The sequence below is a fragment of the Pseudomonas sp. GR 6-02 genome (assembly GCF_001655615.1).
Lineage (GTDB): Bacteria > Pseudomonadota > Gammaproteobacteria > Pseudomonadales > Pseudomonadaceae > Aquipseudomonas.
In genome coordinates, this window is sequence record NZ_CP011567.1 from 2,216,161 (window position 1) to 2,230,513 (window position 14,353).

At 56.7% G+C, this 14,353-nt stretch carries 17 protein-coding genes; 1 reads left to right on the plus strand and 16 read right to left on the minus strand.

Going from position 1 to position 14,353, the window contains the following annotated elements; all coding sequences use genetic code 11:
- Nucleotides 1-307: 307 nt before the first annotated feature.
- The 5 genes from PGR6_RS09815 to PGR6_RS09835 form a co-directional block, all read right to left on the minus strand.
- Entirely contained in the window at nt 308-766 is a 459-nt protein-coding gene (locus tag PGR6_RS09815) for a hemerythrin domain-containing protein (protein WP_064616968.1), read from the minus strand.
- Between the two features lie 405 nt (nt 767-1,171).
- Nucleotides 1,172-1,459 (minus strand): hypothetical protein, encoded by a 288-nt coding sequence (locus PGR6_RS30350; RefSeq protein WP_018928133.1) that lies wholly within the window; start codon nt 1,457-1,459, stop codon nt 1,172-1,174.
- On the minus strand, nt 1,456-2,166 hold the full coding sequence (locus PGR6_RS09825) for a peptidoglycan recognition protein family protein (RefSeq protein WP_019649364.1): 711 nt from the start codon (nt 2,164-2,166) through the stop codon (nt 1,456-1,458). Before PGR6_RS09825 ends, PGR6_RS30350 begins: the two co-directional genes overlap by 4 nt.
- Nucleotides 2,167-2,172: 6 nt before the next feature.
- On the minus strand, nt 2,173-2,706 hold the full coding sequence (locus PGR6_RS09830; protein WP_018928132.1) for a PAAR domain-containing protein: 534 nt from the start codon (nt 2,704-2,706) through the stop codon (nt 2,173-2,175).
- Nucleotides 2,707-2,815: 109 nt separating this feature from the next.
- On the minus strand, nt 2,816-3,178 hold the full coding sequence (locus PGR6_RS09835) for a DUF6124 family protein (protein WP_064616969.1): 363 nt from the start codon (nt 3,176-3,178) through the stop codon (nt 2,816-2,818).
- A gap of 491 nt (nt 3,179-3,669) precedes the next feature.
- Between PGR6_RS09835 and PGR6_RS09840 the strand changes: the two genes are divergently transcribed.
- Nucleotides 3,670-3,867, plus strand: a complete 198-nt coding sequence (locus tag PGR6_RS09840; RefSeq protein WP_019582096.1) for a hypothetical protein — start codon at nt 3,670-3,672, stop codon at nt 3,865-3,867.
- 130 nt (nt 3,868-3,997) lie between these two features.
- Here the strand turns inward: PGR6_RS09840 and PGR6_RS09845 are convergent, their stop codons facing one another.
- From PGR6_RS09845 to PGR6_RS09895, 11 genes are all read right to left on the minus strand, one after another.
- Nucleotides 3,998-4,789 carry a transporter substrate-binding domain-containing protein gene (locus PGR6_RS09845; protein WP_064616970.1) on the minus strand — a complete coding sequence of 264 codons (792 nt, stop codon included), beginning with the start codon at nt 4,787-4,789 and terminating at the stop codon, nt 3,998-4,000.
- A gap of 81 nt (nt 4,790-4,870) precedes the next feature.
- Complete coding sequence (locus PGR6_RS09850; RefSeq protein ID WP_237229637.1) at nt 4,871-6,952, minus strand: copper-transporting P-type ATPase; 2,082 nt, start codon at nt 6,950-6,952, stop codon at nt 4,871-4,873.
- Nucleotides 6,953-7,042: 90 nt separating this feature from the next.
- Complete coding sequence (locus PGR6_RS30355) at nt 7,043-7,246, minus strand: DUF2933 domain-containing protein (protein ID WP_018928127.1); 204 nt, start codon at nt 7,244-7,246, stop codon at nt 7,043-7,045.
- 94 nt (nt 7,247-7,340) lie between these two features.
- The gene (locus tag PGR6_RS09860) at nt 7,341-7,745 is read right to left on the minus strand and encodes a hypothetical protein (RefSeq protein WP_064616971.1); all 405 of its coding nucleotides are present in this window, start codon (nt 7,743-7,745) and stop codon (nt 7,341-7,343) included.
- 227 nt (nt 7,746-7,972) lie between these two features.
- On the minus strand, nt 7,973-8,314 hold the full coding sequence (locus PGR6_RS09865; RefSeq protein WP_018928125.1) for a hypothetical protein: 342 nt from the start codon (nt 8,312-8,314) through the stop codon (nt 7,973-7,975).
- 126 nt (nt 8,315-8,440) lie between these two features.
- On the minus strand, nt 8,441-9,229 hold the full coding sequence (locus tag PGR6_RS09870; protein ID WP_064616972.1) for a hypothetical protein: 789 nt from the start codon (nt 9,227-9,229) through the stop codon (nt 8,441-8,443).
- A 159-nt stretch (nt 9,230-9,388) separates the two neighbouring features.
- Nucleotides 9,389-10,318 (minus strand): copper homeostasis membrane protein CopD, encoded by a 930-nt coding sequence (copD, locus tag PGR6_RS09875; protein WP_064616973.1) that lies wholly within the window; start codon nt 10,316-10,318, stop codon nt 9,389-9,391.
- Between the two features lie 3 nt (nt 10,319-10,321).
- Complete coding sequence (gene copC, locus PGR6_RS09880; protein WP_018928122.1) at nt 10,322-10,705, minus strand: copper homeostasis periplasmic binding protein CopC; 384 nt, start codon at nt 10,703-10,705, stop codon at nt 10,322-10,324.
- 55 nt (nt 10,706-10,760) lie between these two features.
- Nucleotides 10,761-11,648 (minus strand): copper resistance protein B, encoded by an 888-nt coding sequence (locus PGR6_RS09885; RefSeq protein WP_064616974.1) that lies wholly within the window; start codon nt 11,646-11,648, stop codon nt 10,761-10,763.
- A 10-nt stretch (nt 11,649-11,658) separates the two neighbouring features.
- On the minus strand, nt 11,659-13,476 hold the full coding sequence (locus tag PGR6_RS09890) for a copper resistance system multicopper oxidase (RefSeq protein ID WP_064616975.1): 1,818 nt from the start codon (nt 13,474-13,476) through the stop codon (nt 11,659-11,661).
- A gap of 146 nt (nt 13,477-13,622) precedes the next feature.
- The gene (locus PGR6_RS09895) at nt 13,623-14,330 is read right to left on the minus strand and encodes a murein L,D-transpeptidase catalytic domain family protein (protein ID WP_018928119.1); all 708 of its coding nucleotides are present in this window, start codon (nt 14,328-14,330) and stop codon (nt 13,623-13,625) included.
- Nucleotides 14,331-14,353: the final 23 nt, after the last annotated feature.

Genomic DNA, 14,353 nt, shown 5'->3' on the forward strand with positions numbered 1-14,353 from the left:
GAGAATAAATGGGCGATTTCAAATAAGCGTGTTTGCGTAAAAGAGAGATGCTGAGTTACCAACGACCAGCCTGACCGAGGCTGGGAGGTGGGGAGTTTATCAGGATTGGGCTTGCGGGGCTCAGGTGAGTCTAGCGGAGGTAGTTGAGAGCGAGTGAAAACAGGAACGGAAGGGGTTGAGTGACTTGCAACAAAGAGCCATCGATATACGGACACCCCTGTAAGTTAATACGTGGTGTTCGCGTAATTACTTAGTGAGGTCAGTACTAAGTAGTAGCTAATTTTTTAACGTATGAGGCGAGCTCCAATTAATGCCATTGATGCTTGATTTCCTGCCACTGGTCGTCTGACAGCCACTTATCTGCCGCCGGAAAGAAAATATTCTCCTCGGCGTCCATGTGATCGTAATATTTTTTGATGAAGTCATCGATAGTGTCAGCAATTACTCTCGTTTCGTGAGTTGTATCCTTCAGCATCTTCAACTGTCCAGCAATGCGCCCAAATGCCTGATGATCTCGCTCGATATCCTTGACCCGTTGGTGGATCGGCGCCTCAGTCGCTAGCAAGGCCAGCCGAATAAGTTCTTCATTTTCATGGTGGTGTCGCTCTGCATCACCATGCAAGGCCTCCAGCATCGTGAACAACAGCTTGCAGTCATCAGTTCCATCGGGTTCATGTCTGATTTTCCTCAGCAACTCTTTGATCTGAGTAATTTTCATAGACACTTCGTGATGATAGGTTAGAAGTTCTTTCAATAAAATGTTCATGTCAAATCCTCATCGCGATACCAGTAGTTCGCAAGGGTATCTACACATTTAAATTTCAATAATTTCAATATCTTATTAAGCGTGCTCATTAGCATTATTTAATCTTTTTAGTATAGGTGAGCGCAAAGCCCTCGCGGCAGTAAATTTGCCGCCCTTGGAAAAAATTGAAATATCAAGTGTATGTTATATGCACTATTGATCTGCCGGATGTCCTCCAGCGAAAAAGGAAGGAAAAGCAGCGCCAAAATCGACAACCGCTAGGTGGAAAATCAATTCCGGAGAAAAGCAGAAAGGGGAGGGGTTGAGCGTCTTGGTACGAGTAAATAAATCCGTCCCTCAGGGGCGGATTTATTTTGCGTATGAAATAGATCTGTCCAATTTTTACCATCCAAAAGATGGTTTATCTTACCTTTTTTTGCATTCCTCAAGCTCGTTTTGGTTTTTCAATGTCGTAGTCACACCTAACCGATATTTACAGTACTGGATGACCAACTGTCGCTCCGTGTCACTTAGCTCACTCAATTTTTTGTCATCTGATTCGTACGCGAAAATATTTTCAAACTTAATTTGAAATGTCGGGTATTTCTTGATGAAAAATACTTTTTCCGGGTAGGCGTCTTCCATCCTTTCGTAAAAGCCGATGTAGAGGAAGGCGACGAGTATGGTCGGAACAATGATAAGTAGAAATTTCATGATGCGGGTGGTCGTAACAGTTTGGTTTTAATTCGAAGGTTTCTCACCAGCTCCATCCCAATGTTGCCGGGACAAATCTTTCCTTCCCCGGCTTGCATGGGAAATTCCCGGTGTCCACCCAAAGTCGTCACCCTGAAAACGCTGGTCAGGGCTTGAATTAAGTTCAGTAGGGTGTCGATTTGTATGGCTGGGATTTTCTGGTCCATATTGCCGTTGATGGCTTCAAGAGCCTGACGGGCAAGGGCAACCACATCGCCACCTTCATCGGCGGTTGTCAAATTTTCTAGCAAAACGATGCCAATTACGCCCGTGTTGTAATTATGTACGCTTGAGCCTTTGAACCGGATGTCGCGTCCTTCGAATACTTTACCCATACAATCGATGCCGTAGTGATAACCGATGTCATCGAACTTGGCCTGGTGCTCGCTCTGAATCGCACGCATCTGTCCTGCGCCGGCACCACAGCCGACACTTCTACCGGCATGGTGAAGTGCGATCATCGAGTAGTCCCAGTCATCGACCATTTCGCCTTTTGCTTTATGCGCTCCCCAAGATGATCGTTCTATAAACTCACCATTTTTGCGGACGAGTCTGAGGATCGCTTCTCTGGTAGCAGCTCTATCGTTGACGGTGATGGTAGTGGGCGCCGCTGGTTCTTTGGGTTTGACTTCGGTTGCTTTTGCTTCAGTAGTAAATTGTTCAGCCATGTTTGATCAATCCGTGAGTTCGCTAAGCGTCCGAGCAGGAGAGATAAAGTAAATGCTCACAGAAATAGTGGCATCTTTGATGGGGGTTTTGACGTGCGCTATTCCTGCACCATCGGTGATACCAATGATCTTTTCACCGTTAATAGTGGCAGTGAAACTTCTTCCGGCTAAAGGTTGACCGGTTTCGCTATCGACGATGCTGAAGCTGTGTCCGTAGGTTTTTTGCAGTAAAAGCGGAAGTGGGGGCATGAACGGTGCTGGTGTATGCGAATCACCGATGATCACAGTGCCTGACCCACCAATCACGACGTCGCCATGGGTTCCGACAGTGCCGACCAGTGCAGCGTTCTTGCCATTGATGAAGACCGTTGCTGCTACGCTCGAGACTAGAGCGCTGCCACAGGTGCAGGCATCGCCTTTGGTCGCGGCTGCAAGACCGTCGAAGAACACGTTGGGAGAGCCAGAGGCGATGGCTTTTGGGCCGTGCCCAGGCATGGGACAACTGGTGGGGTCGGTGATACGTGCGGCGGGCTTTGCCATGTTTGACTTCCTGTCAACGAATTTACCGGGGGCGACTGTATCAGAGTTGCTTTGAAAGGTGGCTGAGGCGCGAGGAGCTCACGCTCCCCGCGCCGATGTACAACATTAATTACTCAGACGGCTCGACCTTATCCAACGCCTGATTCACCGCCAGCTCCCCCAACATGACCACCTGCGCAATACCCAGCAGGGTTTTGCGGTGTGTCCCCTCCAGCAGCGCAGCAAAATCATTTAGCATAACCGTGGCCGAGCCCAATGACTCGCAGGCGTTGGCCAGCAGGGATTCGGTGTTGTACTTCGGGTTGGCTAGGAACATGCGCTCGGGCTCGTTGGCCGTGGCCATGATTTGAGCAGCCGGTTTGAGGTAGTGGTCGAGGGCGCGTTCGGCGGCTTCGTGGAGTTTTTTTGAGTCGAGTGATTCGTAAGGGGATGTCGGGTCTGTGACCGGCGGGTTGGGTGTGGCCTTGAACATGGTGAAACTCCTGATTATTCATTAGGAGCTACCAGCATCACTTGCAGATGATGGGTGGCAGCTATGCGCGGGTCTGCAAGACCGGGAAACCAGGAACCCGGCAGACCCGAAGGTCTCCCGCACAAAGCCGCCATTGAGCGGACACAAACGAGTGTCCTACGGTAGGGCTATGCGACTGGTATTCCGGCGGGCTTGCAGACCCGATCACTGATGAGCAGTGACGGGAATCAAGTTACCGGCGGGAGCGCCAGGCGCACAGCCGGCGGATTCTGGCGCAGTCGTAGGCAACGACGCAAGGCGTTGTAGCCTTGGTGAAGTAACGGTGAGTGTCTTTAAACGCTCATCTAAACAGGTGGGTCGCTTCAGAAAAAACAAGGATGCTGAACCAACGCTGTCGCTCAGCAATGTTTCATCAAGTTGGGCAGGCTCGCGGCATAGGATGACTACCTAAGACCGTGCTGCCTCACCTCCAGCCCACAGGAAACAACAAGATGATCTCGAACCTCTTCAAAGCCATGCTGATCACCGGTGCTTTGCTCTTGAGCGCCTGTTCGGGTGTGAGCACCAGTTCCTGTTTTTCAGAAGGCTGCCAACAATTCGATGGCCATAACCCCAACAAGGTGAACTTTGGTGGGAGCGCCATCGGCAACAGCTTTAATGAGTACAGCTCGGGCTTGCTGCACGACTAAGGAATGACGCAACGGCTGGGGTGTTTTCGCCGTTGCGTGATTTACCTGATGAACCGCGTGTTCTGATTTTACGACTGCTGCGCAGCCGAACGCAGGCTGCGCCAGCTGCTACGGGGAATGGACTAACGGGCTATTTAGCCTCTGGCACCGCGATCCACTGACCCAGAATTTTCTGGTAATTCCCCGTCACCTTGGCCAAATGCAGCCACTGATCGACATACATCTTCCAGCTGATGTCATCCCGCGGCAGCAGATATGCCTTCTCCCCATACTGCATGTATTGCGTCGGGTTGACCGCGCACAACCCCGGTTTGAGTTTCTGCTGATACAGCGCTTCCGACGCATCGGTGATCATCACGTCAGCCTTCTTGTCCAGCAGTTCCTGGAAGATGGTCACGTTGTCGTGCAGCTGCAATTGCGCCTTGGGCAGGAAGGCGTGGACGAAGGCTTCGTTGGTGCCGCCGGCCGGTTCGACCAGGCGAACCGAAGGCTGGTTGATTTGTTCGAGGGTCTGGTATTTCGCCTGATCTTCGCAGCGCACCAGCGGGATTTTGCCGTCGACGTCCAGGGTGGTGCTGAAGAAGGCTTTTTTCTGGCGTTCCAGGGTGACGGAGATGCCGCCGACGCCGATGTCGCATTTGCCCGCGAGCATGTCGGGCATCAGGGTTTTCCAGGTGGTCTGGACCCACTCGACCTTCGCTCCCAGGCTGTCGGCCAGTGAGCGGGCCATGGCGATGTCGATGCCCGAGTATTCGCCGTCTTCACCTTTGAAGGTATAGGGTTTGTAGTCGCCTGTGGTGCAAACGCGCAGTTGGCTTTGTTGCAGGACGGTGTCCAGGTGCGAAGGGCTTTGCTCTGCCTGAGCGCCGCAGGATAGCGCCAGCAGGCCACTGAGCAGCAATGTGCTTTTTATGGTTTTCATCGTTATCGGGCTTTTGTGATGGAGTGGGGGGCAAGGCTGGATCAGTGTAGTGAAACCGCTTCCTGGCTGTCAGCAATGTGCTCAGTCAATCACGGCCCGGCGCAGGCGCAAGGCATTGAACACCACTGAGGCAGAGCTCACGCTCATGGCCAGTGCCGCCACCAACGGGGACAGCAAATGCCCGGTCAACGGGTAGAACAACCCGGCGGCGAGGGGGATACCCATGGCGTTGTAGGCCAGGGCAAAGGCAAGGTTCTGGTGCATGTTGCGCACGGTTGCCACCGACAGGTTGCGGGCATGCAGAATGCCGAGCAGGTCGCCCTTGACCAGGGTGACTTGAGCGCTGTTCATCGCGACATCGGTGCCAGTGCCCATGGCGATACCGACGTCGGCACGGGCCAGGGCCGGGGCGTCGTTGATGCCGTCGCCGGCCATTGCCACTCGGTGCCCGCGTTCCTGCAATGCGGCGGCCAGGCGTTCCTTGTCCTGTGGCTTGACCTCGCCGTGGACTTCTTCGATACCCAGTTGGCGGGCGACGGCACGGGCAGTGGTGAGGCCGTCTCCGGTTGCCATGATCACCCGCACGCCATCGGCCTGCAGGCGTTCGACAGCGAGCCGGGTGGTGGGTTTGATCGGGTCGGCGACGGCGAGCAACCCCGCGAGCACGCCATCCACGGCCAGGTACATGATGCTGGTTCCGTCGCTGCGCAGTTGCTCGGCTTGAGGTTGCAAGGCTTCCAGGGCGATGCCGGCTTCTGCCATCAGGGCGGTGTTGCCCAGTTGAACACGGTGCCTGTCGACCTGGCCGCGCACGCCGATGCCTGACGCCGACTCGAACGTCTGCGCTGTGCTCAACACCAAGCCATTGGCGCGTGCATGTTCGACGATGGCGTGGGCCAACGGGTGCTCGCTGCCCTGGTCGAGGCTGGCGGCCAGGCGCAGCACCTCGTCAGCACTGTAGCCAGGCGCAGGTTCGACGCTGTGAAACGCCGGGCGGCCTTCGGTGAGGGTGCCGGTCTTGTCCACGATCAGGGTGTCGATTTTGCGCAGGTTTTCGATCGCCGCCGCATCCCGAAAGAGCACGCCGCTGCTGGCCGCCTTGCCGGTGGCGACCATCACCGACATCGGTGTGGCCAGGCCGAGGGCACACGGGCAGGCGATGATCAGCACCGCCACTGCATTGATGAGGCCGAACACCCAGCTCGGTTGTGGCCCCCACAACCCCCAGCCGACAAAAGTCAGGACGGCAATGGCGATCACCACCATGACGAAGTAGCCAGCAATCACGTCCGCCAGGCGTTGCATCGGTGCTTTGGAGCGTTGTGCCTGGACCACCATCTGCACAATTTGCGCAAGCACGGTGGCTGAGCCCACCTTCTGCGCCTGCATCACCAGGCTGCCGTGGGTATTGAGGGTGGCGCCGATCAGCCCGTCACCAGGGCGTTTCATCACGGGGACCGGCTCGCCTGTGAGCATGGACTCGTCCACCGCGCTTTCGCCCTGCAACACCACACCATCGACCGGGACCTTCTCGCCGGGGCGCACGCGCAAGGTGTCGCCGCTGTGCACATGGCTCAGTGCAATGTCTGTTTCGCTGCCGTCGGTGTTGATCCGGCGCGCAGTCTTGGGCGCCAGGCCGAGCAGTGATTTGATCGCGGCCGAGGTTTGCGAGCGCGCCTTGAGTTCCAGCATCTGTCCGAGCAGCGTCAGGGAAATAATGACCGCCGCTGCTTCGTAGTACACGCCAACCCGGCCGTCCATCATGAAGGTGGCTGGAAACAGGCCGGGTGTCAGGGTGGCGGCAAGGCTATAGAGGAAGGCCGCCGCGGTGCCGAGGCCGATCAGCGTCCACATGTTGGGGCTGCGCTGGATGACCGAACGGGCGCCGCGCACATAGAACGGCCAGCCGGCCCAAAGCACGACGGGCGTGGCGAGCACCAGTTCGACCAGGTTCTGTGTGGCGCCGTGAAACAGGCTCAAGCCATGGCTGCCCATCGCCAGTGCGGTCACCGCCAGAGTCAGAGGAAGGGTCCACCAGAAGCGCCGGGAAAAGTCCACGAGCTCAGGGTTGTCCGATTCCTCCAGTTCGGGCAACACCGGCTCAAGGGTCATGCCGCACTTGGGGCATGTACCCGGACTGCGCTGGCGGATCTCCGGGTGCATGGGGCAGGTGTACTCTTTTTCGGTCGTCGGCTCCGCCGCCTGCTGCGCCAAAGCAGGTGATTTGAGGTGATCGAGATGGCGATGCATGGGTCAGTGTCTGCCGTGGTGATGCCCGAACAGGTGCATTAGCGGGCACAGCAATAGAATCAGATAGGGCAAAAGCGGGTAGATATGACCGTAATGCTCGCGGGCCAGGTAGAACAGTCCGATCACCAGCAGCATGCCTAGCGCGATGCCGGGTTTGCTGCGCCAGAATGAGGTGGCTGGAGGTGTCGAGGGGTTTGAGTGGTTCATGTGATGCGCTCCGTTCTGACGAAAATCTTCCGGGGTGTCGTCCGGCTATGCCGGCCAATGCCAACCGTCTACGACGGGGGCCATGGCGCGATGCTTATTGGCCCATCGGCATCTTCATCATCATGGATTGCTGATCCATCATTTTCATCATCATGTCCATCATCGCCGTATCCGAGCTGCCCTTGCCACCGGACATGCCCATGCCCATCCCCATACCTCTGCAATTGTCGTGCAGCATGCCGAGGCTTGTTCTCATCGTAGTCATGGCTTCCTGCATGGCTGCCCGGCGTTCGGCCGGGGTTTTGGCGGCGATCATTTTGTCGTGGGCCGCCTGCATTTTCTTCATCTGTTCGCTCATGGCCTTGTCTTGCATGGGCGTGGCTTGGGTTGCGTCCTCGGAGGGGGCGGCGGGCGTTGTTTCGGGGTATTCGGCAGCCAGCGTCAGCAATGGGCTGCTCATGACCAGTGCGGCCAGGAGGGACTTGACGTAGATGTGCATGGCGATCTCCACAGTGATAACGCGGATCGGCAGCGTCGGATGGCTGCGGACCAAGGTATGTTGTGTTCCCGTTAGAGGGAGTGATCTTGAACTTACGCCACGGTCGCAGGGCGTTGTTGATCCATATCAAACGACGTCCACAGAGGTTTGTTGTGCTGCCAGGGTGACATTCCAATGGCTGATACGTGTCAGGCAAGGCCCGACACGTATCCCTCTATATGAGTTGTTTATCCACAAGCCACGGACTTCGAACTCTTAAGGTGAGCTTCAATCGAGTTGCTAGCAGAGTGGACTCTTACTCCCTTGAGTTTATCGAGTGGCGGGTCTTTCCAAAGTTTTGATGCGTCGATGGGAAGGATGACCTGTATAGCAGCCCCTTGGGGCGGATCAGCAACAAAATCGAAGTCCTGAATGCCGTCCGGTGGGAACTGGATATAAACCCGTGGCTCCAGTCTCGGGTTTGTCCATCCACCAGAATTCACCAGGCCAATTGCCGATATGTGTAGCTGCGGTGGATTTGATTTAAGTATTTTTAAGTCGACATCCACTACTTTCATCACGTCAGCCATTTTCGAACTCCTTTCGATAATTGCGCCGCTTTTTTTCACCTTGGCGCTTGGGTGTCAACCCTTAAGCCTTTGCGCCCTTTAATGATTGAGCGACGCGTCAGCCTATTGTCTTAAAACTATCTTAAACTAGGCGAAGGACACTCTCCGGGTGCTGGGACGTGCGGTTTTGCTTTCATAGAAAGAGTCGAGCTTAGCTTTGCTGATCGTTTCTTCTGCATACAGAATTTCAGCCATCTGGGCTCGTTTTAGCTCTTCGGCGGTTCCGATGAACGCAACTTTGTGCTCGCCATCGTAGCCTCTGACTGACGCTGTATACCCTTCAATGGTGCAGTTATGGTATTCACGTTTCCTCATTGCATCCTTGAATTGTTCGGCGAAGGATTTTGTATCACCCAAACCCAGTGCGCTATGGCATCCGAATATCTTGATTTTTCCCGCATAGCTCTTATTAAGTCCAAATAACACGTCAAAGAATCTTGCCAGTTCTTTGGCGTTGACGGTTTGACCTTTGCCTTTTTCTTCCGAGGACATAAGCACGGAGCTTCCCGGTTCACAATGGCCCAGGACGTAAATTCGATCTCCGTCTCCAATCAGTGTTCTAATAAAACTAACAAGCTGCTCGGCGGCGGGGCCACCGGACACCAGGCAGCCTTTGCTTATGTATTTAGAGATGATTGCCGAAGTTTTTTGTGTCTTGCTCGGGTGTTCCTTTTCTTCCTCATCGTCATCTCTTAATCTTTTTATTCCATCTTCTTTGAAAGAAGGAGATGAATTTTTTGAATCGCTTTCCGAGGGTGGGGGCATTATTTTTTTGGACTTTTCTTTCCAGGCATCAAGCCAGCTTCTAGATATTTCGTCGTAATCCGCTGATTCCTTTGCATTAAAGGGGTTCACCAACGCTAAATTGTAAGCCATCCCGATTTCGCTCCCTGATGTCGAGTGCCCACAGCGGTAAATGCCGCCTCTGACTGTTGACGGTAGTAGGGGATTTTCACCTAGGCAAATAAAGGAGGGCACCGGACGTCGGGGAAGGCGACCTCTTTTGTTACGCGCCTTCTAAAGGTACTTGTGCCCCTACAATTCGCCCATTTTCATCTCCGGACTCAACGTCCCCAACCAGGCCACCAATCCCACGATCAACACCGCCGCTGCCAATTCCACCACCACGCTGCGCCGCAACGCATTGGCGGCGACCGTGTATTGCCCGTCCCGCAACGACCGCTCCAGAAACGGCCCGAGGTGAAACCGGTTCAACGCGGCGAGCACCAGCATGCCGGCAAACAGCACCACTTTGATGAACAGCAGAATCCCGTAAGTGCTGAGAAACACCTCGTCCAGCTTCGGCCCAACGATGAACAGATAATTCACCACCCCCGTCACCGTGATGACCACGACGATGGCCGCGCCAATCGCCTCAAACCGATTAACCGCGCGGGCCAGCAACCTGAGGCGCGCTTCGGTTTGCAGGGCGTTGATCTTCGCCATCAACGCAAACGCCAGCAACGCGCCAAGCCAAGCCCCCGCCGCCAGCAGGTGCAGAATGTCTACCGCGAAATGCCAAAAGCGACGATTGCCTTCATCCATTGCCCCATGTCCGCTCCAGGCCAGGCTGGCGAGGGCAACAGCACCGGCAAAAGCCGCGACCCATAAACTGAAGCCAGGCGCACGGAGCATCACCGCTAAGCCAGCGATCACCAGCGCAACAATGCGAACCCCCCAAGCCAAGCCGACATCCGTCTCAAACAGCATCATTTCGATGTGCGGACGCAGCTCGGCGAAGTCCGTTTCACCGCTCATGGCGCTCGCCATCATCACCATGCTGGCGACGGACAACACCGCGCCCAGCACTGCCGTCCCCGCCAGCATCGAGCGGAATGGCAGCACCGCCCCGGACATCCGTTCCTGACCTTTAAGGCTGTACAGCCCAAAAAGCGCTACCCCGAACAACAGCATCAAATCCACATACAACGCAAACCGCAGGGCAATGCCGACCGAGTCGCTCATCAATCACTTCACTTTGAACGTAACGTTGCCGGTGATCGGGTGAGTGTCCGAAGACACGGCGCGCCATTCGACTTTGTAGCTGCCGGTGGGCAGGGGCGAGAGCGGGGTGATGACCATGGTTTTCGGGTCGCTGCCGCCGGAGACCTTGGCTTTCATCGGCATGGGGGAATGGGCCATGCCGGGCATTTCGGTCATGACCAGTTTGGCGCCGGAGAATTGGGTCATGAGGTTTTCGGAGAAGTGCAGCTCGATGTTGCTGGGCGCTGCGCCGTCCGCGCCTTCGGTTGGAGTGGAGGAGAGCAGTTTCGGGTGGGCTTGAGCCAGTGCGCTCATGAGCAGCCCGGTGGAAAGTGCGATGGCGACAGCGGTGGTTTTGATGGTGCGCATGCAAGGCCTCTTACCGCTTTAAGCGGTTGGTTTTTAGGTTTTTGAGTTGAAGTGTTTAGAACCACAGCCGAACACCGACGACCAGTCGGGCTTCGCTGCGGTCCTCGCCTTCGTCCCTGGCGTAATCGGCGGTTTTGCCGTAGGTGCGGTTCCAGGTCACGCCGATGTAGGGCGCGAATTCCCGGCGGATTTCATAGCGCAGGCGCAGGCCGGCTTCGGTGCTGGACAACCCGGAGCCGATGCCCCGTTGCGGGTCGTTTTTGCCGTAGACGTTGAGCTCGGCGGTCGGCTGCAGAATCAGCCGGTTGGTGAGCAGGATGTCGTAGTCGCCTTCAAGGCGTGCAGCGGTCTGACCGCCTTCGCCGATGAACGCGGTGGCCTCGGTTTCGAAGTTGTACAGGGCCATGCCTTGCACGCCGAACGCGGCCCAGGTTTGCGGGGCGCCAGGTTTGAAATCCTGGCGCACGCCGGTTACCACATCCCACCATGGGCTGATCGCGTGACCCCAGAGGGCCTGGACTTCGGCATTTTCGGTCTTGCCATTGACGCGTTCGCCTTCGGAGCGCAACCACAGGCGATCAACGTCGCCGCCGATCCAGCCGGACAGATCCCACGCCAATGCGCTGCCGTTATCGGCGTCCTGCCATTCGAGTTTGTCGGCGAGGAAGTAATAGTTGAGCGCACTGTCGTGCATGTCATGGCCGGCGGGGCTGACGAAAACGGCGGCACGGTCGGCGTCGGTCAATGCCGGGATCGGCGTGCGGCTTTGGGTCGGCGCGGCGGGCTGCATTTGCCCGTAATCCTCGCTCTGCATCTGGCTGTGGTCCATGCCCGGCATCTGGCTATGGTCCATGCCCTGCATGTTGTCGGTGGCGGCCATGGCCGAAGAGAGCGTCAGGCCCATGGTGACGAGGGTCAAAGTGATCGGAGTGAGTCTGGTCATGGGTAGCGCCTTATTCTTCCACGCGAACTTCACGGAACATGCCCATTTCCATGTGGTACAGGAGATGGCAGTGGTAGGCCCAGCGGCCGAGCGCATCGGCAGTGACCCGATAGCTGCGCTTTGATCCTGGCGGCATGTCGATGGTGTGTTTGCGTACCATGAACTGGCCGTTCTCGTCTTCGAGGTCGCTCCACATGCCGTGCAAATGAATGGGGTGAGTCATCATCGTGTCGTTGACCAGCACCACTCGAACCCGCTCGCCGTACTTGAGTCGCACGGGTTCGGCATCAGAGAACTTCACGCCGTTGAATGACCAGGCGAACTTCTCCATGTGGCCGGTCAGGTGCAGTTCGATGGTGCGGCCGGGCTCGCGGCCGTCCGGGTCTTCGAAGGTGCTGCGCAGGTCGGAGTAGGTCAGCACACGACGGCCGTTGTTGCGCAGGCCGATGCCCGGGTCGTCGAGTTTTGGCGTGGTGCTCATGGCTTGCATGTCCACCAGCGGGTTATCTTTTTCCGTGTCGGGATGGGATTGCATACCGGCCATTCCGGCCATGCCACCCATGGCCATGCTGCTGTGATCCATTCCGGCCATGCTGTCCATGCCCTGCATGTCGCCGCCGTCCATGCCCTGCATGTCACCACCGTTCATGCCTTGCATGGCACCGTGGTCCATCCCCGCCATGTCACCGCCCATGCTGCCGTGATCCATGCCGCCCATGCCCATGTCATCCATGGTCAGCAGCGGTCGCGGATCCAGCGCTGGAATCGGCGCCGACAACCCTGCCTTCACCGCCAGGGTGCCTCGCGCATAACCCGTTCGATCCATCGATTGGGCGAACAGCGTGTAGGCGTCCTGGGTCGGCTCGACAATTACATCGAACGTCTCCGCCACCGCGATGCGGAACTCGTCGACGCTCACCGGTTTGACGTGTTGGCCATCCGCCGCGACCACGGTCATTTTCAAGCCCGGGATACGCACGTCGAAATAGGTCATGGACGAGCCGTTGATAAAACGCAGGCGCAGCTTTTCGCCGGGACGGAATAGGCCAGTCCAGTTCATGTTCGGCGCCTGGCCGTTCATCAAGTAGGTGTAAGTGGCCCCGCTGACGTCCGCCAGGTCGGTGGGGTTCATCTTCATCTCGGCCCACATCTTGCGATCGGCCACCGTCGACCCCCAGCCTTTCTCGCTGACGTCGTGGATGAAGTCGCCCACAGTGCGTTTGTTGTAGTTGTAGTAGTCCGATTGTTTCTTGAGTTTTTTCATCAGGCCGACGGCGTCTTCGTCGGTCCAGTCGGTGAGCATCACCACGTAATCGCGGTCGTATTGGAACGGCTCCGGCTCCTTGGCGTCGATCACCAACGGCCCATAAACCCCGGACTGTTCCTGAAAGCCCGAATGGCTGTGGTACCAGTAAGTGCCATTCTGCCGGACCTTGAACTGGTAGACGTACATGCCGTCCGGTTCGATCCCGTGAAAACTCAGGCCCGGCACGCCGTCCATGTTGGCCGGCAGCAAAATGCCGTGCCAGTGAATGGACGTGCTGTCCTTGAGTTTGTTTTTCACCCGCAGCGTGACGGTGTCGCCTTCACGCCAGCGCAGCAGGGGGCCGGGAATGCCGCCGTTGATGGTCATCGCGGTTCGAGGGTTGCCGGTGATGTTGACCGGGGATTCGCCAATGAACAGGTCGAAGTCGGTACCGGCCAGCACATTCGGTTGGCCGGGGCTGGTGACCGCCCAGACTGGCGTGCGCCACAGCCCGAGGCCAGCGAGCACCCCGCCAGCGGCCAGGCCCTTCACAAAGGTGCGTCTTGAGGTGTTGGAATGCATGCCGTTTTATCCCGTCCGTCAGCCTGATGAAGCCCTCAGGTCCATCCTGAGCGGAAGGAAGAGAACTCAATGGGGAGGAGGCTAACGGGCGGTGCCTTTCAGCAGGCTGAGGCCAAGATTACAGTTTTGACAGTTTCACGCGGTGTTCAAGGACTGCTATTGGACCTGGACGAATCCGCCACGGTGGCGTTACCGCAATTGATATACGAAGAAGACTTCAACCAACGCTGATCCGGGTAGTAAGAAAATAACAACTGCCCATCCTTCATCGAGTCGATCAGCCGATGTGCAATCGCAGGCCTCACTGCAGGGCAGCCGAGACTTCTGCCAATCCGGCCATTGGCCCGCGCCAGGGCAGGGCTGACGTAAGGCGCGCCGTGAATGACGATCGCCCGTTCGAAGGCGTTGTCGTTAAAACCCGGTTCCAGGCCTTCCATGCGCAGGGAATAACCGTTCTGCCCGACATAGCTGGATTGGGTACGGTACAAGCCCAGGCTGGTGGCGTAGCTGGCATTCTGATTGGAGAATTGGCTGGCCATGTTCTCGCCACTGTTGCGACCGTGGGCGACCAGTTCATGGAACAACAATTTGCGTTGTTTAAGGTCGAATACCCAAAGACGTTGCACCGTCGAGGGCAGGGAATAATCGATCACTGCGAGTCTCTGCACCGGGGACGTGCCTTGGGCCCGGCTGCATTGGGAGGCGCGAACGGCCAGGGCAATGACTTTGGCGTTGGCATCGGGGGCCGCTTTGACCAAGGCAGCTTCAAGCGAATCGGCGTAGGCTGCCGGTAATGAAAAAAAAGCAGTCAGCAGCAGGGCCGTCATTAAGCAGCCAAAGCGGTGTGGGGCCATATGCAAGTCTCATCTGAATATTT

Bases quoted from the DNA above. Each gene is read 5' to 3' on its own strand.
- copC (WP_018928122.1), bottom strand. From the start codon at position 10,705: ATGCGCACCATCAAAACCACCGCTGTCGCCATCGCACTTTCCACCGGG.
- PGR6_RS09835 (WP_064616969.1), bottom strand. From the start codon at position 3,178: ATGTTCAAGGCCACACCCAACCCGCCGGTCACAGACCCGACATCCCCT.
- PGR6_RS30350 (WP_018928133.1), bottom strand. From the start codon at position 1,459: ATGAAATTTCTACTTATCATTGTTCCGACCATACTCGTCGCCTTCCTC.
- PGR6_RS09830 (WP_018928132.1), bottom strand. From the start codon at position 2,706: ATGGCAAAGCCCGCCGCACGTATCACCGACCCCACCAGTTGTCCCATG.
- PGR6_RS09815 (WP_064616968.1), bottom strand. From the start codon at position 766: ATGAACATTTTATTGAAAGAACTTCTAACCTATCATCACGAAGTGTCT.
- PGR6_RS09825 (WP_019649364.1), bottom strand. From the start codon at position 2,166: ATGGCTGAACAATTTACTACTGAAGCAAAAGCAACCGAAGTCAAACCC.
- PGR6_RS09850 (WP_237229637.1), bottom strand. From the start codon at position 6,952: ATGCACCCGGAGATCCGCCAGCGCAGTCCGGGTACATGCCCCAAGTGC.
- PGR6_RS09870 (WP_064616972.1), bottom strand. From the start codon at position 9,229: ATGGCTTACAATTTAGCGTTGGTGAACCCCTTTAATGCAAAGGAATCA.
- PGR6_RS09860 (WP_064616971.1), bottom strand. From the start codon at position 7,745: ATGCACATCTACGTCAAGTCCCTCCTGGCCGCACTGGTCATGAGCAGC.
- PGR6_RS30355 (WP_018928127.1), bottom strand. From the start codon at position 7,246: ATGAACCACTCAAACCCCTCGACACCTCCAGCCACCTCATTCTGGCGC.
- PGR6_RS09890 (WP_064616975.1), bottom strand. From the start codon at position 13,476: ATGCATTCCAACACCTCAAGACGCACCTTTGTGAAGGGCCTGGCCGCT.
- PGR6_RS09885 (WP_064616974.1), bottom strand. From the start codon at position 11,648: ATGACCAGACTCACTCCGATCACTTTGACCCTCGTCACCATGGGCCTG.
- PGR6_RS09840 (WP_019582096.1), top strand. From the start codon at position 3,670: ATGATCTCGAACCTCTTCAAAGCCATGCTGATCACCGGTGCTTTGCTC.
- PGR6_RS09845 (WP_064616970.1), bottom strand. From the start codon at position 4,789: ATGAAAACCATAAAAAGCACATTGCTGCTCAGTGGCCTGCTGGCGCTA.
- copD (WP_064616973.1), bottom strand. From the start codon at position 10,318: ATGAGCGACTCGGTCGGCATTGCCCTGCGGTTTGCGTTGTATGTGGAT.
- PGR6_RS09865 (WP_018928125.1), bottom strand. From the start codon at position 8,314: ATGGCTGACGTGATGAAAGTAGTGGATGTCGACTTAAAAATACTTAAA.
- PGR6_RS09895 (WP_018928119.1), bottom strand. From the start codon at position 14,330: ATGGCCCCACACCGCTTTGGCTGCTTAATGACGGCCCTGCTGCTGACT.